Consider the following 17,530-nt stretch of genomic DNA (forward strand, 5'->3'; position numbering starts at 1 on the left):
CGTCAGGCGTGCCCGTGCCATTCGGTGGGCAGGGGCAGGGCGTCGGGGTTGACCGCGGCGACGATCTCGGTGAGCACGCGGCGGGTCTGATTCTCACCGACCCAGAGGTGCTTGCCGCCCTCGACGGGGATCAGCACGGCATCGGGCACGACCGAGAACCGCTCGCGGGCGGCATCCGGCTTCAGATAGTCGTCGAACTCGGGCACGAGCACGATCAGCGCGCGGTCGTCGTCGGCCCAAGCGGCCAGCTCGTCGTCGGTGGTCCGATGCAGCGGCGGCGAAAGCAGCACGGCGCCCTCGACATCATGGTCGCGCCCGTACTTGAGTGCGAGTTCGGTGCCGAAGGACCAGCCGACCAGCCACGGCCGCGGCAGGCCCCGCTCGTGCACGAAGTCCATGGCGGCTGCGACGTCGAACGCCTCCGCGCGGCCGCCGTCGAAGGCGCCGTCGCTCGTACCTCGCGGCGACGTCGTGCCGCGTGTGTTGAAGCGCAGGACCGCGAGGTCGGCCAGCGCGGGCAGCCGGCCCGCGGCCTTGCGCAGGATGTGCGAATCCATGAAGCCGCCGGCGGTGGGCAGCGGGTGCAGTGTCACCAGCGTCGCGACCGGTTCGCGCTCGAGCGGCAGGGCCAACTCACCGACGAGTGTGAGGTCGTCGAGCGTCGTCAGCTCGATGTCCTGCCGTCGCGCGGGCAGCTGCATCGGTCCACGGATCTCCATCAGCCGATCCTCCAGCAGTGGGTGTGCCAGTGGCGACGCGCGGCGAGATCGGCGTGGTCGCCGAGCACGCCGTCGGCACGCCAGGCCACCACATGGGCGACGCCTTGATCGATCGTGCCGCCGCAGCCGGGACACGTGTACGCCTTCACGGCGCGTTCGGCACCCACCGGCTGAACGCTCCATTCGACGCCCCGTCTGATTTCGGTGCGCTTCCACCCGGCGAGCAGGCGCTCGAACGAGTCGTCACCTGCCGCTTCGGGGCGACGTCGATGGGAACGCGGCATCCGTCAATACCAGCCGACGCGCACCGAATGATCCCACGCACCGCAGGGGGTGCCGTACCGCGCCCCGATGTAGCCGAGACCCCACGTGATCTGCGTGGCGGGGTTCGTCTCCCAATCGGCACCCGCGGAGGCCATCTTGCTGCCGGGCAGGGATTGCGGGATGCCGTACGCACCGCTCGAGGCGTTGTACGCGTTGACACGCCATCCCGACTCCTTGTTCCACAGCGCCACCAGACACGCGAACTGGTCGTCTCCCCATCCGCGGGCCTTCACCATGCCGTACGCGATCGACTGAGCGGTGCCGGGGTCGGGCGTGACGAACGGCGGGCGCCATCCCGACGACGACGACGAGGAGGAGGACGCCGAGACGACGACGGGCGTCGGTGTCGGCGTCGGCTTGGGGGTGACGTACACCGTGTATCCGTCGCGGTCGAGCTCGGTCGGTTCAGCCGGGTCTGCGCCGGCGACGACGGTGTGCGACTGGATGTCGCCCAGCGAGCTGGCGTAGAGCGAGATCGGCGCGGCGACTTCGGCCTTGGCCTCGGGAGTCGACAGGCCGGTGGGGCCGATCCACGCGGCGGCGAAGGCGACGGCCGCGAAGCCGGCGAAGACCGCGAGCACACCCCGTCGGCGCGACCACCGGGGCTGGGCGGCCGGGGTCGGCGCGCGGCGGGCACGCGAACTCGGCACGGCGGCCACCTCGGCGGAGGCGCGGCGCGCGAGAGTCTGGTCGTCACCGGAGTTCACGATGCGCCCGAGTCTACCGGCCGCCTGCTGAGCGTGCCATCCGAGGGACGGCAGACGACGCGCCGGTCACGTGACCGCCAGCATCACCTCGACCACGGCGTCGAGCACGGCGTCGACCTGCGCCTCGCGATACCCTCCGCGCTCCATGCGAAACGCCACCGAGCGGACCTGCGCGACCGTGACAGACTCCCCCGTCTCGAGGTAGCGCGCGATCTTGTCGGCGACCAGATCGACCTCATCGACGCGATAGCCGTACCGCAGTGCTCCGACACGATCGAACCGCTGCTTGGCGGGGCGCGACAGCCGGTCGAGGATCTCCTGCGCGCTGGCACGTGTCTGCTCGACCCACGCATGCGTGCCGCTGCCGTCGAGCGCCCGCTCGCGCTCCTTGGCGGCGAACGCGTCCTCGATGCGGCCGAGCGCCGCATCGACCGCCGCGATCGCGTAGCCGTGGCGCACCAGCCGGAAGCCGACGCGACGCACGTCCTCGGCGGTCATCTCGGTCGCCCCGGCTTCGAAGGCCGCACGGGCCCGCAGCAGGAAGTCGTCGACGGATGCCTTGTCGTAGCCCTTCTCACGCCCCCGGGTCGTGGGGAACGGGGCGAGCGGTGCGGTGTCTGCGGTGGTCACGATGCGGTCAGGGGGGTCAGCAGATAGAACAGGGCGAGCGCGGCCACCGCGGACGGGAGGATCGAATCCAGCCGGTCGAGGACCCCGCCGTGTCCGGGCAACCACGAACTCATGTCCTTGATGCCCAGGTCGCGCTTGATCATCGATTCTCCCAGGTCGCCGATCGTGGCGGTGATCATGATGACGCCGCCGATGATCAGTCCCGCCCACCAGGGCAACCCGAGCATGAACAGTGCGAGCAGCACGCCCGCGAGCAGGGCGACGACGACGGCGCCGGCGAAACCCTCCCACGTCTTGTTCGGACTGATGCGCGGCGCCATGGGGTGCCGACCGAACGACACCCCGGCCGCGTACGCGCCGGTGTCGGCGGCGACGGCGACGATGACGAAGGCGAGCACCCACCACTCGCCGCCGTCCTGACGCACCAGCACGACCGTCATGCTCGCGAGGAACGGCACGTACAGCTGGACGAGCCCTCCGACGAGCACGTCGGAGAGCACGTCCGCGTAGGTACGACCGTCCGCGACGATCATCTGGGCGACCAGGCGCCACACCAGCACAAGCGCCACGGCGACGAACAGCGCGACCCAGTGCAGCCACAGGTCGAGGAAGTAGCCGGTCAGGACGATGATCGCACCCGCGACGAGCTGGGGAACGAGGTCGATCCGCCGGCCCGAGGCGCCCAGGGCACGCGAGAACTCGAAGACTCCCAGCAGCGTCGCGCCGAGCGCGAACAGCACGAACACCCACTTGACGAAGACGAGCGAGGCGACGACGACGACACCGATCGCGACGCCGATCAGGATCGCGAGGATGAGGTCACGACCGGTGCGCTCTTTGATGCGCTCGTTGACCTCTTCGAACTCCGCGCGCGCATGCGCGACCTGGCCCTGCAACTCGGAGCGCGCGGCACGCAGGTTCGCCTGGAACACCGCCGTGGGGTCGGCCGCACTCGCGGCACGACGCGCCGCGGCGTCCCGCCGGGTCAGTGGGGCGTCCGACGCGGTCGGGTCCTGCGGCTCGCCCCCGGATGCATCGGACATCGGTGGGCCTCAGACTTCGAGCAGTTCTGCCTCTTTGCGCTTGAGCGCCTCGTCGATCGCATCGACGTGAGCGCGCGTGAGCGCATCGAGTTCCTTCTCGGCCCGAACCAGTTCGTCCTCGCCGACATCGCCCTTGAGGGCGTCGAGGTCGTCCTTCGACTTCCGGCGGATGCCGCGCACGTGCACTCGCGCATCCTCGCCCTTGGCCCGCACGAGCTTGACGAACTCCTTGCGACGCTCCTCGGTGAGCTCGGGAAGCGTGACACGCACGATGGTGCCGTCGTTCGTCGGATTCGCACCGAGGTTCGGCGTGTCGCGGATGGCCTGCTCGATCGCCTTCAAGGCGGACTTGTCGTACGGCGTGATCACGAGGGAGCGCGCCTCCGCGTTGTTCAGCGACGCGAGCTGGGCCAGCGGCGTCGGCGAACCGTAGTAGTCCACGAGGATCTTCTGGAACAGCTGCGGGTTGGCGCGGCCGGTGCGAACGGTCGCGAAGTCGTCCTTCGCGGCCTCCACGGCGCGGTCCATGCGCTCTTCGGCATCGGCCAGGACGTCGGCGATCACGGTGTCTCCTTCGCGTTGGTCAGCGTCGACAAGTCTATCGGCGCGGTGTCGGTCACGCCGTGACCAGCGTGCCGATCGATTCGCCGAGCAGCGCCCGGGTCACATTCCCGTCGGGCTCCATGCCGAACACGCGCATGTCCATACGGTTGTCCATGCACAGGCTGAACGCCGTCGAATCGACGACCTTGAGTCCGCGCTGCAACGCATCGAGGTACGTGATCTCGTCGATCTTGGTGGCGGAGGCATCCGTCTTCGGGTCGGCGGTGTAGACGCCGTCGACGCCGTTCTTGGCCACGAGCACCTGGTGCGCCCCGATCTCGAGCGCCCGCTGCGCGGCGACCGTGTCGGTCGAGAAGTACGGCAGACCGGCGCCGGCACCGAAGATCACGATGCGTCCCTTGGCCATGTGCCGCTCGGCACGACGTGGGATGTAGGGCTCGGCGACCTGGGTCATCGAGATCGCGGACTGCACCCGGGTGGCGGCTCCGGCCTGCTCGAGGAAGTCCTGGAGCGCCAGCGCGTTCATCACGGTGCCGAGCATGCCCATGTAATCCGCGCGGCCTCGGTCCATGCCGCGCTGGCTGAGCTCAGCGCCGCGGAAGAAGTTGCCTCCGCCGACGACCACCGCGATCTCGACCTGGTCGACCGCCGCCGCGATCTCGCGGGCGATCTGGCTGACCACATCGGGGTTGACCCCGAGCTGGCCGCCTCCGAACGCCTCACCCGACAGCTTCAACAGGACGCGGCGGCGCCCGGTGGCTTCCTTGATCACGGTGTTCCTCTCTGCGCACAACCTATCGAAGAGCATGACGAGAGGCCCGCATCGACGAGCGATGCGGGCCTCTGCGTCATGTCAGGCGCCGACCTTGAACCGGGCGAAGCCGGTGAGTGTCAGTCCTGCGTCCTGGGCGACCTTGGCGACGGACTGCTTGTTGTCCTTCGCATAGTCCTGATCGAGGAGCGAGACCTGCTTGAAGTAGGCGTTCACGCGACCCTCGACGATCTTCGGCAGCGCCGCCTCGGGCTTGCCCTCGTTGCGGGAGATCTCTGTGACGATCTCGCGCTCGCGGTCGACATCGGCCTCGGGGACCTGGTCGCGCGTGAGGTACGACGGATTCGCAAAGGAGATGTGCTGGGCGATGCTGCGGGCGGTCTCGGCGTCGGCACCCTCGTAGGCGAGCACCACGCCGACCTGCGGCGGCAGATCCTTGTTGGTCTTGTGCAGGTAGACCTCGAACGACGCGCCGGTGACGGTGCGCACGCGGCGCAGCTCGACCTTCTCGCCGATGATCGCGGCTTCATCCGAGATGAGCTGCTCGACAGTGACGCCGCCGGCATCCGCCGCGAGAGCGGCCTCGACGGTGTCGGCCTTCACGGCGGCGGCCGCGTCGACGACCTTGTCGGCCAGAGCGATGAAACGGTCGTTCTTCGCCACGAAGTCGGTCTCGCACGCGAGCTCGATCATCGTGACGGCGCCGTCGCTCTCACGCGCGGCGATGAGGCCCTCGCTCGTCGAGCGGTCGGCTCGCTTCGCGTTGCCCTTCGCGCCCTTCAGACGCAGGATCTCGACGGCCTTCTCGACGTCGCCGTCGGCCTCTTCGAGCGCCTTCTTGGTGTCGACCATGCCGGTGCCCAGCTGCTCGCGCAGGGCCTTGATGTCGGCGATCGTGAAGTTTGCCATGGGTGGCGGCTCCTTGCCTTGGATGGGTTCTCGTGGATGCCCCGGCGGGGCCGTCCAGGGACGGCCGCGCCGGGGCGACAGGGTGGAGGTTACTTGTCGGCTGCCTCGGCGGCGGCCACCTCGTCGGCGGTCTCGCCCGCGGCGGCCGCGATCGCCTCGTCGTGCGCAGCGGCACCGGCCTCGTCGGCGGCGGACTCCGTGGCGGTCTCACCCTCGGACGCCTGCTCGGCGGCGACGATCTCGTCGGCTTCGGCGGCGGCCTCGGCGACGTCGGCGACCTTCTCGGTCTCGGCCGACGACTGCTCGGGGGTGGCCTGCTCGAGCAGTTCGCGCTCCCACTCGGCGAGGGGCTCGGCTTCTTCGGCCTTGTCGTCAGCCGGCTGGTGGCGCTGGATCAGGCCCTCGGCCGCGGCATCGGCGACGATGCGGGTGAGCAGGCTCACCGAGCGGATCGCGTCGTCGTTCCCGGGGATCGGGTACTGGAACTCGTCCGGGTCGGCGTTGGTGTCGAGGATGCCGATCACCGGGATGCCGAGCTTGGTCGCTTCGTCGACCGCGAGGTGCTCGCGCTTGGCGTCGACGACCCAGATCGCCGACGGCGTCTTCTGCAGGTTGCGGATACCACCGAGCGACTTGTGCAGCTTGTCGAGCTCGCGCTTCTTGATCAGCAGCTCCTTCTTGGTGAAGCCGCTGGCAGCCGGGTCGTCGTAGTCGAGCTCCTCGAGCTCCTTCATACGGGCCAGGCGCTTGCTGACGGTGGCGAAGTTGGTGAGGAGTCCGCCCAACCAGCGCTGGTTCACGTAGGGCTGGCCGACGCGAGTCGCCTGCTCGGCGATGACTTCCTGAGCCTGCTTCTTGGTACCGACGAAGAGGATGGTGCCGCCGTGGGCGACGGTCTCCTTGACGAACTCGTAGGCCTTGTCGATGTAGGCCAGCGACTGCTGCAGGTCGATGATGTGGATGCCCGAGCGCTCGGTGAGGATGAAGCGCTTGACTTTCGGGTTCCACCGACGGGTCTGGTGCCCGAAGTGCACGCCGCTGTCGAGCAGCTGGCGGATGGTGACGACGGCCATGGCCGTTCTCCTGTTCTGGCGCTCTCGCGCCTGTTGCGGTTGTGTTCGCGCCGACGAAGCCGGCGAGCCTGGTGCCCGGCGCACACCCGCCCGTACAACGGGACCGATGGGAGTGGATGCCGCGCAGCGGGGATCTGCGATCCCGCCGCGCTCTGGGCACGCGTAGTCATCCCGTCTGCACGGGATGCGACCACAAGTGTACCAGTCGGCGGCTCCTCCCCAGCCGCCGCGGCGACCCCATCCGTGCACCGATCACCGCGGAGGCGCCCGGAGCGACGGGCCGCGGTGCGAGTCTGTCCGGGTGACCACCGAGGGGACGACGCGTGCGGCAGGGGCGTTCGCCCTTCTCGCGCTCGTCGGCTTCGCTCTCACCAGCCCGCCCGCGCGGGCGCAGCCCGCACCTGCCGATGACGAGGGCTCCGGGCGGGCGACCTGGGCGTGGCCGCTGGATGACGCCGCGCTCGCGGCCCCGTTCGTGGCTCCCGCTCATGAGTACGCACCGGGGCATCGCGGCGTGGACCTCGCGTCGGCGAGCGGCGTCACCGTCGTGCGCGCTCCCGACGACGGTGTGGTCGCGTTCGTCGGCACCGTGGGCGATCGAGAGGTCGTCACCATCGACCACGGCGTCGGGGTGGTGTCCACGCTCGAACCGGTGCGGCCGGTCGTCGTCGCAGGTGATCGCGTCGGTCGCGGTGACGTGGTCGGCGAACTGTCGCTCGGCGGTCACGCGCCGCCGGGCACGCTCCATCTCGGCGCCCGTGTGCACGGCGCCTATGTCAACCCGCTGCAGTTCCTCGGCGGGACGCCTCGCGCGGTGCTGCTCCCGTGCTGCTGATCAGTCGTCGGAGCCGATACGGTTGCCCTGCCCGCGATCGACGACCTCGCCGACGGACTGCCCTTCGACGTCGTTGTCGTTGCCCTGGATGGACACCGAGCCGATGATGCCGGTGCTGTCGAGGGAATTGCGGTCGCCGCGTATCGCCACGACGTCGATCGACGTCGCTTCGATGTCGTTGTCCTGGCCGGCGACCTGCAGGTCCGACACGTCTGCCGCGTCGATCTCGTTCCCGTCTCCCCGCACGACGAGCGCACCGACCTCGGCGCCTTCGAGGTCGACCTCGAGGTCGTTGCCGTCGACGTGCACGCGGGGGCACACGCCGGTCACGCGATAGTCGCCCGTCCCCGAACTGATCGCGACGTCGCCGCCGTCGCACGCCAACGACTGGTCTCCCCCGCCGACGATCGTCGGTATGGAGCACCCGGTCAACACCCCGGCGCAGAGGATGAGGGTCGCAGCGAGGATCTCAACGCGTCTCATGATCTCCACGCTAGACGTCACCCCGGAGGGAAGGGGCGGGGTTGCCCGATGGACGTCGACCTACTATGCGCGCGGGTGCGCGAGTCGGTAGGTCGCCGCGAGACGCTCGGCCGACACGTGCGTGTAGATCTGCGTCGTGCCCAGGCTCGCGTGCCCCAGCAGTTCCTGCACCGTGCGCAGGTCCGCGCCGCCGTCGAGGAGGTGGGTCGCGGCGGAGTGCCGCAGCGCATGGGCGCCCACAGGCGTGCCGACGAGGGGGCCGACGTTCTTCGACACCACGTCGTACACGGTTCGCGGGCCGAGCCGGCCGCCTCGCGTACCGAGGAAGACCGCGCGCGCCGCCGCACCACTTCCGCGAGCCGCGAGCGCGGGGCGACCGCGCGCAAGGTAGGCGTCCAGAGCAGCACGTGCCGGAGCGCCGAAGGGAACGACGCGCTCCTTCGAGCCCTTTCCCGTCACGCGCGCGGTCGAGCGGTCGCGATCGAGGTCGTCGAGATCGAGCCCGCAGGCCTCGCTCACGCGCATCCCCGACCCGTAGAGCAGCTCGAGCAGGGCATGGTCGCGCAGGGCGGTCGCGTCGCCCTCCCCCGCGCGTCCGGCCAGGCTGTCGAGCATGCCGGCGAGCGCCGGCGCCTGCGCGACGTGGGGCAGCGCGCGGCCGCGCTTGGGCGAGACAAGCCGCACAGCGGGATCGGCGTCGAGGCGTCCGCTCTCGACCGCCCACGCGAAGAACCCGCGCGCAGCGGCCGTGCGCCGCGCCAGGGTCGACCGCGCGTCCCCGCGCCGCGTGGCCGTCCACAGCCACTCCCGCAGTGCCTCGAGGTCGAGATCGGCGAGCGGCGGATCGTCGGTCGCCGCGGCGAGGTCGGCGAGATCGGCTCGGTAGGCGCGCACCGTCGCCGGCGACAGCCGGCGGACGTCGGCGAGGTGCCGTGCATAGTCGTCGACCGCCTCAGAGAGCCTCACTGCTCCAGGATGCCCGCGCCACGCACGCTGCGGGGTGCGAAACACCGGGCATCATCGAGGGCGCCGGCGCCATCCGCTCTCGGTCGGCTCGACATCGCCGGACAGACGGAGAAGTCCCAGCCTCGCCTCGACGTCCGCCGGCGCGTGGCCGCTGCGTCGGGCGATGTCGTCGACGGTCCTGCTCGTGCGCACGCTCATGGCGTCGAGCACACGGGTGTCCTCGGACACGCGCGGGCCCGCCTCGGCGTCGACGCGCGCACGGGGCGCTTCGCCGAGCAGTTCGAGCACGTCATCGGTGCCCGTGATGCACACCGCGTCGTACTCGCGCAGCAGCCGATGCGTTCCCGCGGAGGCGGCACTCGTGATCGGCCCCGGAACCGCGCCGATCGGTCTGCCGAGCGAGGCGGCATGCCCCGCGGTGTTCAACGAGCCCGACCGCCACCCCGCCTCCACCACGACGGTGGCATCCGCCAGTGCCGCGATGAGTCGGTTCCGCTGCAGGAAACGCCACTTCGTCGGCGCGGCCCCGCACGGCACCTCGGCGATCACTGCTCCGCCGGATGCGACGATGCGTTCGACGAGGTCTGTGTTCCCGCTGGGGTAGGTGCGATCGACACCGCCGGCCATGACCGCGACGGTCATGCCCCCGACACCGAGCGCCGCCCGATGGGCGGCTCCGTCGATGCCGTACGCCCCACCTGAGACCACGGCGATTCCCGCGCCGCAGAGGTCGGCGGCCAGCTCCGCCGCCGTGTGCTCGCCGTACGAGGTCGCGGCGCGCGCGCCGACGAGGGCGACACCCGGAGACAGCTCCACGAGCGCAGTGGGGTCGCCGCGCGTCCACAGCGCGATCGGTGCATGGTCGCCGAGGTCGTCGACGGCACTCGGCCAATGAGGGTCGCCCGGCACGACGAGGCGGATGCCTCGGCGCGCGGCCGTGGCAAGGGATCGGGCGATCGGCTCATGTACCAGTCGCGGGCGCCAGCGCCGGCGGCCCTCCTCGAGCATCTCGTCGACGAGTCCGCCGGTGTCCGCGGCCGCGTCCAGCGCCGCAATCGGACCCAGCGCCGCCACCAGGGCGCCTGCCGTGGACTCGCCGGGCTCGGCGAGGTGACTCCACACGGCGCGTGCGTAGCGCTCGGCGTCGGGCACCCCGCTCTCGCGCGGCGCGAGCGCGCGAGCGAGGCGGATGCCTGCGGCATCATGCGCGTCGAATATCACTGGGTGAGCCCCTTCTTCAGGAACAGCGCGCGGCCGATGTCCGCGGCGGTGAGTTCGCGTCGGCCGGCGATGTCCGCGCACGTCCATGCGACTCTCAATGCCCGGTCGTAGCCGCGCAGGGTCAGGATGCCGCGCTGAAGGGCCTGGTCGAGCGTGCGCCGCACCGGCAGCGGCGGTGCGAAAGGACCGTCGCGCAGCCATCCGCCGGGAACCTCGGCGTTGGTGGTCCACGCCGTGCCCGCCAGGCGCACCCGAGCGCGCCGACGGGCCTCGTCGACGAGATCACGGGCCGCTGCCGACGTGAGCGTCGATCCTTCGACCGCGGTGCGCTGTGCGACGGAGACCCGACGCAGGGACAGCTCGATGTCGACGCGGTCGAGCAGCGGACCCGACAGGCGAGTTCGGTACCGGCGGATCGCAGCGGGCGGGCACGTGCAGGCGCCGCCGCGGATGCCGTACTCGCCGCAGGGACACGGATTGGTCGCGAGCACGAGCTGGAACCGCGCGGGGAACTCGGCGCGTACTCCGACGCGGTCGATCACGATCGAGCCCGACTCGAGCGGCTGCCGCAGCGCATCGAGGGCGACGCTGGGGAACTCCCCCGCCTCGTCGAGGAACAGGATGCCCGAGCTCGCCCGCGCCACAGCGCCCGGTCGAACGACCCGCGACCCGCCGCCCACCAGTGCCGCGACGCTCACGCTGTGATGCGGCGCGATGAACGGGGGGATCCGCGACAAGCTGCTCACGGTCTCTCCCGAGAGGGAGCGCACCGACGCGGCGCTGAGCGCGGCTTCGTCGTCGAGCTCGGGCAGGATTCCGGGCAGGCGCCGCGCCAGCATCGTCTTGCCGGCGCCCGGCGGCCCAGACATGAGCAGGTTGTGGCCGCCGGCAGCGGCGACGACCAGGGCGTCGACCGCGTCGCGCTGACCGATGACGTCACTGAGGTCGGGCGTGTCCACCGGCGCCTGCGTCGGTGCGGCCAACGGCACCTCCGCCTGGTCGGGAACGACCACGTGTGCGCCGTGGAGCGCCGCGACCTGCGCGAGGTTGACGGCTCCCACGACCTCGACCGTGTCCACGAGCGCCGCCTCGGCCCGACAGGCAGCCGGCACGACGACGCGCGCGAACCCGGATCGCGCGGCGGCGACGACGGCCGGCAGGATGCCTGGCACCGGCCGGAGCCTGCCGTCGAGCCCGAGCTCGCCCACGTGCACCGTGTTCGCCAGCGATGCGGCATCCATCTCGACCTCGGTCGCGATGGCGGCGATCGCGATGCCGACGTCGAACCCTGAGCCCTGCTTCGGCAGATTGGCAGGCGAGAGGTTCACCGTGATCCGCCGGCGCGGGAGCGCCAGTTCGCTGTTCGCGCAGGCGTTGTGCACGCGCTGCACCGCTTCTTTGAGCGCACGATCGGCAAGTCCGATGAGGCGGAATTCGGGGGTCTGGTTCGACAGGTCGGCCTCGATCTCGACGAGGTCTCCGTCGACGCCGGTCAGCGCGACCGACCAGGTGCGCGCGACGCTCACGGCACCTCGATGTCGGTGAGGTGCTCGAGTCGCCCCGCGGCCGGATCGTCGCCGACGATCGCGATGGCGTCGATCCGCAGCCGCCGACCGAGCAGCCTGTGCGGGTGCTGTGCGGCCCATGTGCACGCGAGTCGCCACAGACGCGCGCGCTTTCGCGCGTCGATCGCCTCGAGCGGATGCCCGTACAGCTCGGAGCGACGCGTCTTGACCTCGACGATCGCGATCACCGTGTCGGTCTCGGCGACGACGTCGATCTCACCTGCCGGGCAGCGCCAGTTGCGCTCGACCACGCGATATCCGTTCTCGATGAGGTGCGCGACGGCGCGGTCCTCGCCTGCACGGCCCAGCACATCCTTCGCTCGCATGCACCGATGGTGGCGTTCGCGGCGTCGCCGGAGCGGCACGAACGGGCCCGACGTGGACAGCCTGCCCCCGGAATGCCGCTGGGGAGGAGGCGATGGGCTCAGTCAGTCGAGCGAGAGCTCTTCGGGGAGTTGGAAGTCGCCGCGTGAGAGCTCTTCGACGTTGACGTCCTTGAACGTGAGGACCCGCACCGACTTCACGAAGCGGTCGGTGCGGTAGATGTCCCACACCCAGACATCGTTCATCGAGATCTCGAAGTAGAAGTCGTGCTCGGTATCGCGCCTGACCACATTGACCTCGTTGGCGAGGTAGAACCGCCGCTCGGTCTCGATCACGTACTGGAACTGGCGGACGACGTCGCGATACTCGCGGTAGAGCGCCAGTTCGAGCTCGCGGTCGTAGTCCTCGAAGACTTCGTCATCCATGGTGAGTCCACTCTAGAACGCGGGGGCGTGCGCTCAGAACAGGGTGGGCGTCGGGCCGATCGACCATGAGGCGCGGTGATGTCGGGTCAGCCCCATCCGGTCGATCGCGTCGCGGTGGTCGGCGCTCGCGTACCCCTTGTTGCGTGCCCAGCCGTAATCGGGCGCCTCGTCGTGCAGGTGGGTCATGAGCGCGTCGCGGGCGACCTTCGCGATGACCGATGCCGCGGCCGCACTCGCGCAGTCCCGATCGGCCTTGATCACCGGTCGAACGCGCAGGCCACGCGCGCCCGCCGGCGTGATGTAGTCGTGGTTGCCGTCGAGGATGACGATGGCCTCCTCGGGGACGACGCCGTGCGCACGCAGGTCGGCCAGCGCGCGGATGGTGGCGAGTCCGAGGGCGCGCATGATGCCGACATCGTCGATCTCAGCGGCGCTGGCCCAGCCGACGGCGCTCGCGGTGACCCACGACGCGGCGCGCGCGGCGACGGCCGGCCGCTTCGGCTCGGGCACCAGCTTGGAATCGCGCAACCCGGCGGGCACGCGCTTGCGCGAGAGCGCCGGATCGACGACGGCGGCTCCGACGGCCACGGGTCCCGCGAGCGCACCGCGCCCGACTTCGTCGCACGCGATGACGATCGGATGCTCCTTGAGCAGACGCCGCTCGAGGGTCAGACGCGGCTCGACGACCGTCATGGTGTCGCGGCCGCCGGATCGGGGACGCCCGCGAACACATCGTGGTGGAAGTCGATCGTTCCGATCCGGTCGAGCGGCCACGTGATCAGGAAGGCCCGGCCGACGACGTTCTCGATCGGCACGAAGCCCTTGCCGGGCTGGTCGGTGTTGTACCGCGAGTCCTTCGACCGGTAGCGGTTGTCTCCGAGCACCCAGAGCGAGTCCTCGGGCACGACGACGTCGAACGCATCACCCGAGGCGAAGGTCTCGCCCGAGGGGAGCTCGATGTAATCGCTCTCGTCGATCGGCACGCCGTTCACGGTGATGTGCCCGATCGCATCGCAGCACACGACCTGATCACCCGGCACCCCGATGATCCGCTTCACGAGATGGTCGTCACTGTCGGGGGCGGACAGGCCCACGAGCGAGAGCACCCAGTCGATCGCCTCGACGATCGGTGCGCGAGCGGGTGCGGTGCTGGGCGGAAGCCAGCCGCCCGGGTCGCGGAAGACCACGACGTCACCGCGCTCGTACCCCGAGAACGGCGGGGTGATCTCGTCGACGAGGATGCGATCGTCGACCAGGAGCGTGTCCTCCATCGATGCGGAGGGGATGTAGAACGAACGCACGACGAAGGTCTTGACCAGGAACGAGACCAGCACGGCGACCACGACGATCACGAGCACGTCGCGCAGCAGCGTCACCCAGCCGCGTCGGCTCGCCCGCGGCTTCGACGCGCTCGCGGCGCCGCCGTGCGCCTCGGCTGCCGTCTTCTCGGTGGTCATCTCGTCCCCTGGCGGCATCCGGATGGACGGTTCCCGCCCCTCAAGGTTCGCACACTCGTCGCGCCGAACCCACGCCGATGCGCCGACACGACGAAGCCCCCCGCAGCGGAGGCGCGGGGGGCTTCGGAAGATCGGGAGCTCAGCTCTCGCGCTTCTCCTTGATCTTGGCCTTCTTGCCGCGCAGCGAGCGCAGGTAGTACAGCTTCGCGCGACGCACGTCGCCACGGGTGACGACCTCGATGTGGTCGATCACGGGGCTGTGCACGGGGAAGGTGCGCTCCACCCCCACCTGGAAGCTGATCTTGCGGACCGTGAAGGTCTCGCGCACACCGTCGCCGGAGCGGCCGATGACCACGCCCTGGAAGACCTGGATGCGGGAGCGGTTGCCCTCGGTGATGTTGACGTGCACCTTGATGGTGTCGCCGGGGCCGAACTCGGGAATGTCGGAGCGGAGGGAAGCCGCATCGACGGCGTCGAGGATCTGCATGATCGTCTCTCTCTGCGCCAGCCTCAGGTCTGGTGCGCACGGAATGGAAGGAAGGAAGTGAGTGCGTGCCCCGGGCCGTCCGGCACGGTGGCCGTCGGCGACTCCCCTGAGGCAGAACCGGTCAGGGCACAAACATCCATTCTGCCATGGATGGCGCACCCGGCCAAAACCCGCTCAGCGCGCGGGCGGAGCCTGCTTCTCGGTGATGACGAACACACTGGGGTCGACGTGCTCTGCGTCCGGGCGCGTCGGCGGGATGTAGGCGACGCCTTCCGCGGTGCGCAGCACCATGCGGGACGGCCTCGCCTCGCGCCACAGCTGCCACAGCTCGAGCCAGAAGACGCCGACGCCGACCACGATCGCCAGGACCATCACCGGCGCCCACCAGGCTTCGACGAAGAAACCCAGCGAGATCAGCAGGCCGTGCCAGACGCTGAACGCGAGGACATCCCACCACGACACCGCACGCTGCGCACGGGTCGTGCCCCTCGCCCGGACCAGGAGCGTGAGGATGAGCTGCCAGATGAAGACGCCGGGGATCGCGAGGAGGATCACCCAGAGGAAGGCCCAGCCTCCACCGTTGAACACCCCCCACCCGACCAGCATCCACAGCGGCAGCACGAAGGCCGAGGGGATCAGCCACCCGAAGAACGCGCGTCGCAGCCACATGACCCCGATGCTACGCCTCGCCGGCATCCGGTGGGACGGCCTGCCGCCCACGCGGAGAAAGCTCCCAGCCGAGAGGCCGCGCGTCGGCCACAATGGGGAGGTCGAGAGGAACTGAATGATCGAACTGCGCACCCCCGCCGAGATCGAGGCCATGCGCCCCGCGGGACGCTTTGTGGCCGAGACCCTGGCGACCCTGCGCGATGAGACCGCGGTGGGCACGAACCTTCTCGCGATCGACCGACGCGCGCACGACCTGATCCGCCGCGCCGGCGCCGAGTCCTGCTACATCGACTACCACCCGTCGTTCGGCGCGCGGCCGTTCGGAAAGGTCATCTGCACGTCGATCAACGACGCCGTGCTGCACGGTCTGCCCTTCGACTACGCGCTGCGCGACGGCGATCTGGTGTCGTTGGACTTCGCCGTGGCCGTCGACGGCTGGGTCGCCGACTCGGCGATCTCGTTCGTCGTCGGCACCGCGCGCGACGAGGACCTCGCCCTCATCGACACGACGCAGCGGGCTCTCGACGCGGCCATCGCGGCGGCCACGGTGGACAACCGCATCGGCGACATCTCCCACGCGATCGCGGGCATCGCCCGCGCCGATGGATACGAGATCAACACCGACTTCGGCGGCCACGGTGTCGGACGCGTGATGCACGGCGACCCTCACGTACCCAACGACGGCAAGGCAGGTAGGGGCTATCCGCTGCGCGCAGGGCTCGTCCTCGCCCTCGAGCCGTGGTTCCTGCAGACGACAGACGAGCTGGTCACCGACCCTGACGGCTGGACGCTGCGCAGTGCCGACGGATCGCGGGGCGCGCACTCCGAGCACACGATCGCCATCACCGACGACGGGCCGATCGTGCTGACCGATCGGTCGTTCCTCGGCGTCGACTGATCAGGAGCCGTTCGTCGCGCCCACGGTGTGCACGCGGACGTTGTTCGTCGACCCGGCCACCCCGGGGGGCGCACCGGCCGTCACGACGACCTTGTCACCCGGTTCGGCGAGACCTTGCCCCAGCAGCACGTCGTCGACGATGCCGATGAGCTCATCGGTGTCGCGTCCGCGCGGCACGAGGTACGTCTGCACACCCCAGGTGACGGCCATCTTGCGGCGGGTCTCGGGCAGGTCGCTGAAGGCGATGATCGGGACCGGCAGGCGCAGGCGTGACATCCGGCGGGACGAGTCACCGGACTGGCTGAACACGCACACGTATCGCGCATCGACGAACTCCGCGATGGCCGCGGCGGCGAGTGTCATGACGCCGCCCTGCGTGCGCGGCTTGCTGCCGAGCGGCGGGATGCGGTCCAGCCCGTTCTCCTCGGTCGAGGTCACGATGCGCTCCATGGTCTCGACGACATTGACGGGGTCGACGCCGACGCTCGTCTCGCCGCTGAGCATCACGGCGTCGGCACCGTCGAGCACCGCGTTGGCGACGTCGCTGGTCTCGGCGCGCGTGGGCACGGCGTTCTCGATCATCGACTCGAGCATCTGGGTCGCCACGATGACCGGCTTCGCCCACCGCCGCGACTTCTCGATCGCCTCCTTCTGCACGATCGGCACCGCCTGCATGGGCAGTTCGACCCCCAGGTCGCCGCGGGCGATCATCAAGCCGTCGAACGCGTCGATGATCTCCTGCAGACCATCGACCGCCTCGGGCTTCTCGATCTTCGCGATGAGCGGCACGAAGCGCCCCTCCTCGGCCATGATCACCCGCGCCCGCTGCGCGTCCTTCGGGCTGCGCACGAACGACAGCGCGACCAGGTCGACGCCCAGCCGCAGCGCCCACCGCAGGTCGATCTCGTCCTTCTCGCTCAGCGCCGGGGTGCGCAGTGCGACGCCCGGCAGATTGATGCCCTTGTTGTTCGAGACCTTCCCGCCCACGACCACTTCGGTGCGCACCCGCACCCCGTCGGTGTCGAGAACGCGCAGGCGCACCTTGCCGTCATCGACGAGGAGGGTGTCGCCGGCTGAGACGTCGGTGACCAGGCCCGGGAAGGTCGTGCCGACCGTCTCTGCGGTGCCGACGACGTCCTCCGACGTGATGGTGAAGACATCTCCGGGGGCGAGCTCGTGCGGTCCGTCGGCGAACCGGCCGAGACGGATCTTGGGCCCCTGCAGGTCGGCGAGGACGCCCACCGCGCGACCGGTGGCCTCGGCCGCTCGACGGACGTGCGCGAAGGCCGTCTCATGGCCGGCGTGCTCGCCGTGGCTGCAGTTGATGCGCGCGACATCCATGCCCGCGCGCACCAGACCCTCGATGACCTCGTACGAGGAGCTCGCAGGCCCCAGGGTCGCCACGATCTTCGCTCGCCTCATCGGTGTCCTCCAGGTCGACTCGACCAGTCTGGTGTGC

At 70.1% G+C, this 17,530-nt stretch carries 22 protein-coding genes; 2 read left to right on the forward strand and 20 right to left on the reverse strand.

What is annotated here, in order from left to right:
- Nucleotides 1-2: 2 nt before the first annotated feature.
- The 9 genes from ABD663_RS03290 to rpsB form a co-directional block, all read right to left on the reverse strand.
- Nucleotides 3-719, reverse strand: coding sequence for an alpha/beta hydrolase (locus ABD663_RS03290; RefSeq protein WP_344736423.1), 717 nt, complete (start codon nucleotides 717-719; stop codon nucleotides 3-5).
- Complete coding sequence (locus ABD663_RS03295) at nucleotides 719-1,003, reverse strand: hypothetical protein (RefSeq protein ID WP_344736424.1); 285 nt, start codon at nucleotides 1,001-1,003, stop codon at nucleotides 719-721. The genes ABD663_RS03290 and ABD663_RS03295 overlap by 1 nt, the downstream gene beginning before the upstream one ends.
- 3 nt (nucleotides 1,004-1,006) lie before the next feature.
- On the reverse strand, nucleotides 1,007-1,750 hold the full coding sequence (locus tag ABD663_RS03300) for an aggregation-promoting factor C-terminal-like domain-containing protein (protein ID WP_344736425.1): 744 nt from the start codon (nucleotides 1,748-1,750) through the stop codon (nucleotides 1,007-1,009).
- A gap of 66 nt (nucleotides 1,751-1,816) precedes the next feature.
- Nucleotides 1,817-2,380 carry a DivIVA domain-containing protein gene (locus ABD663_RS03305; protein ID WP_344736426.1) on the reverse strand — a complete coding sequence of 188 codons (564 nt, stop codon included), beginning with the start codon at nucleotides 2,378-2,380 and terminating at the stop codon, nucleotides 1,817-1,819.
- The gene (locus ABD663_RS03310; RefSeq protein WP_344736427.1) at nucleotides 2,377-3,423 is read right to left on the reverse strand and encodes a phosphatidate cytidylyltransferase; all 1,047 of its coding nucleotides are present in this window, start codon (nucleotides 3,421-3,423) and stop codon (nucleotides 2,377-2,379) included. Before ABD663_RS03310 ends, ABD663_RS03305 begins: the two co-directional genes overlap by 4 nt.
- Before the next feature lie 9 nt (nucleotides 3,424-3,432).
- Nucleotides 3,433-3,987, reverse strand: a complete 555-nt coding sequence (frr, locus tag ABD663_RS03315; protein WP_344736429.1) for a ribosome recycling factor — start codon at nucleotides 3,985-3,987, stop codon at nucleotides 3,433-3,435.
- 52 nt (nucleotides 3,988-4,039) lie between these two features.
- Nucleotides 4,040-4,759 (reverse strand): UMP kinase, encoded by a 720-nt coding sequence (pyrH, locus tag ABD663_RS03320; protein ID WP_344736430.1) that lies wholly within the window; start codon nucleotides 4,757-4,759, stop codon nucleotides 4,040-4,042.
- Between the two features lie 81 nt (nucleotides 4,760-4,840).
- Entirely contained in the window at nucleotides 4,841-5,668 is an 828-nt protein-coding gene (gene tsf, locus ABD663_RS03325; protein ID WP_344736431.1) for a translation elongation factor Ts, read from the reverse strand.
- Between the two features lie 89 nt (nucleotides 5,669-5,757).
- Complete coding sequence (gene rpsB / locus ABD663_RS03330) at nucleotides 5,758-6,741, reverse strand: 30S ribosomal protein S2 (RefSeq protein WP_344736432.1); 984 nt, start codon at nucleotides 6,739-6,741, stop codon at nucleotides 5,758-5,760.
- A 301-nt stretch (nucleotides 6,742-7,042) separates the two neighbouring features.
- Between rpsB and ABD663_RS03335 the strand changes: the two genes are divergently transcribed.
- Nucleotides 7,043-7,576 (forward strand): murein hydrolase activator EnvC family protein, encoded by a 534-nt coding sequence (locus ABD663_RS03335; RefSeq protein WP_344736433.1) that lies wholly within the window; start codon nucleotides 7,043-7,045, stop codon nucleotides 7,574-7,576.
- Here ABD663_RS03335 and ABD663_RS03340 read toward each other — a convergent pair whose 3' ends face one another.
- The 10 genes from ABD663_RS03340 to ABD663_RS03385 all read right to left on the reverse strand — a co-directional run bounded on the left by ABD663_RS03340 (nucleotide 7,577) and on the right by ABD663_RS03385 (nucleotide 15,173).
- Nucleotides 7,577-8,059, reverse strand: coding sequence for a hypothetical protein (locus tag ABD663_RS03340; RefSeq protein ID WP_344736434.1), 483 nt, complete (start codon nucleotides 8,057-8,059; stop codon nucleotides 7,577-7,579).
- 63 nt (nucleotides 8,060-8,122) lie between these two features.
- A complete protein-coding gene (locus ABD663_RS03345; RefSeq protein ID WP_344736435.1) occupies nucleotides 8,123-9,025 on the reverse strand; it encodes a tyrosine recombinase XerC in 903 nt (300 codons plus the stop codon).
- Between the two features lie 51 nt (nucleotides 9,026-9,076).
- On the reverse strand, nucleotides 9,077-10,246 hold the full coding sequence (gene dprA, locus ABD663_RS03350; protein ID WP_344736437.1) for a DNA-processing protein DprA: 1,170 nt from the start codon (nucleotides 10,244-10,246) through the stop codon (nucleotides 9,077-9,079).
- Nucleotides 10,243-11,772 carry a YifB family Mg chelatase-like AAA ATPase gene (locus tag ABD663_RS03355; protein WP_344736438.1) on the reverse strand — a complete coding sequence of 510 codons (1,530 nt, stop codon included), beginning with the start codon at nucleotides 11,770-11,772 and terminating at the stop codon, nucleotides 10,243-10,245. Before ABD663_RS03355 ends, dprA begins: the two co-directional genes overlap by 4 nt.
- Nucleotides 11,769-12,137, reverse strand: coding sequence for a YraN family protein (locus ABD663_RS03360; RefSeq protein WP_344736439.1), 369 nt, complete (start codon nucleotides 12,135-12,137; stop codon nucleotides 11,769-11,771). The genes ABD663_RS03355 and ABD663_RS03360 overlap by 4 nt, the downstream gene beginning before the upstream one ends.
- A 102-nt stretch (nucleotides 12,138-12,239) precedes the next feature.
- On the reverse strand, nucleotides 12,240-12,560 hold the full coding sequence (locus ABD663_RS03365; protein WP_344736440.1) for a DUF2469 family protein: 321 nt from the start codon (nucleotides 12,558-12,560) through the stop codon (nucleotides 12,240-12,242).
- A gap of 33 nt (nucleotides 12,561-12,593) precedes the next feature.
- On the reverse strand, nucleotides 12,594-13,253 hold the full coding sequence (locus ABD663_RS03370) for a ribonuclease HII (RefSeq protein ID WP_344736441.1): 660 nt from the start codon (nucleotides 13,251-13,253) through the stop codon (nucleotides 12,594-12,596).
- Nucleotides 13,250-14,017, reverse strand: coding sequence for a signal peptidase I (gene lepB, locus ABD663_RS03375; protein ID WP_344736442.1), 768 nt, complete (start codon nucleotides 14,015-14,017; stop codon nucleotides 13,250-13,252). The genes ABD663_RS03370 and lepB overlap by 4 nt, the downstream gene beginning before the upstream one ends.
- Nucleotides 14,018-14,156: 139 nt before the next feature.
- Nucleotides 14,157-14,504 (reverse strand): 50S ribosomal protein L19, encoded by a 348-nt coding sequence (gene rplS / locus ABD663_RS03380; RefSeq protein ID WP_344736443.1) that lies wholly within the window; start codon nucleotides 14,502-14,504, stop codon nucleotides 14,157-14,159.
- A 174-nt stretch (nucleotides 14,505-14,678) separates the two neighbouring features.
- Nucleotides 14,679-15,173: an MFS transporter permease gene (locus ABD663_RS03385; RefSeq protein WP_344736444.1), complete on the reverse strand. Its 495-nt coding sequence runs from the start codon at nucleotides 15,171-15,173 to the stop codon at nucleotides 14,679-14,681.
- A 115-nt stretch (nucleotides 15,174-15,288) separates the two neighbouring features.
- Between ABD663_RS03385 and map the strand changes: the two genes are divergently transcribed.
- Nucleotides 15,289-16,071: a type I methionyl aminopeptidase gene (gene map, locus ABD663_RS03390; RefSeq protein WP_344736445.1), complete on the forward strand. Its 783-nt coding sequence runs from the start codon at nucleotides 15,289-15,291 to the stop codon at nucleotides 16,069-16,071.
- Here map and pyk read toward each other — a convergent pair whose 3' ends face one another.
- Nucleotides 16,072-17,493: a pyruvate kinase gene (pyk, locus tag ABD663_RS03395; RefSeq protein ID WP_344736446.1), complete on the reverse strand. Its 1,422-nt coding sequence runs from the start codon at nucleotides 17,491-17,493 to the stop codon at nucleotides 16,072-16,074.
- Nucleotides 17,494-17,530 lie beyond the last annotated feature (37 nt).

Origin of the sequence: Microbacterium awajiense, from assembly GCF_039536545.1 — a bacterium.
GTDB lineage: Bacteria > Actinomycetota > Actinomycetes > Actinomycetales > Microbacteriaceae > Microbacterium > Microbacterium awajiense.

Bases quoted from the DNA above. Each gene is read 5' to 3' on its own strand.
- ABD663_RS03290 (WP_344736423.1), bottom strand. From the start codon at position 719: ATGGAGATCCGTGGACCGATGCAGCTGCCCGCGCGACGGCAGGACATC.
- ABD663_RS03295 (WP_344736424.1), bottom strand. From the start codon at position 1,003: ATGCCGCGTTCCCATCGACGTCGCCCCGAAGCGGCAGGTGACGACTCG.
- ABD663_RS03310 (WP_344736427.1), bottom strand. From the start codon at position 3,423: ATGTCCGATGCATCCGGGGGCGAGCCGCAGGACCCGACCGCGTCGGAC.
- tsf (WP_344736431.1), bottom strand. From the start codon at position 5,668: ATGGCAAACTTCACGATCGCCGACATCAAGGCCCTGCGCGAGCAGCTG.
- rpsB (WP_344736432.1), bottom strand. From the start codon at position 6,741: ATGGCCGTCGTCACCATCCGCCAGCTGCTCGACAGCGGCGTGCACTTC.
- ABD663_RS03340 (WP_344736434.1), bottom strand. From the start codon at position 8,059: ATGAGACGCGTTGAGATCCTCGCTGCGACCCTCATCCTCTGCGCCGGG.
- ABD663_RS03360 (WP_344736439.1), bottom strand. From the start codon at position 12,137: ATGCGAGCGAAGGATGTGCTGGGCCGTGCAGGCGAGGACCGCGCCGTC.
- ABD663_RS03365 (WP_344736440.1), bottom strand. From the start codon at position 12,560: ATGGATGACGAAGTCTTCGAGGACTACGACCGCGAGCTCGAACTGGCG.
- ABD663_RS03370 (WP_344736441.1), bottom strand. From the start codon at position 13,253: ATGACGGTCGTCGAGCCGCGTCTGACCCTCGAGCGGCGTCTGCTCAAG.
- lepB (WP_344736442.1), bottom strand. From the start codon at position 14,017: ATGACCACCGAGAAGACGGCAGCCGAGGCGCACGGCGGCGCCGCGAGC.
- rplS (WP_344736443.1), bottom strand. From the start codon at position 14,504: ATGCAGATCCTCGACGCCGTCGATGCGGCTTCCCTCCGCTCCGACATT.
- ABD663_RS03385 (WP_344736444.1), bottom strand. From the start codon at position 15,173: ATGTGGCTGCGACGCGCGTTCTTCGGGTGGCTGATCCCCTCGGCCTTC.
- map (WP_344736445.1), top strand. From the start codon at position 15,289: ATGATCGAACTGCGCACCCCCGCCGAGATCGAGGCCATGCGCCCCGCG.
- pyk (WP_344736446.1), bottom strand. From the start codon at position 17,493: ATGAGGCGAGCGAAGATCGTGGCGACCCTGGGGCCTGCGAGCTCCTCG.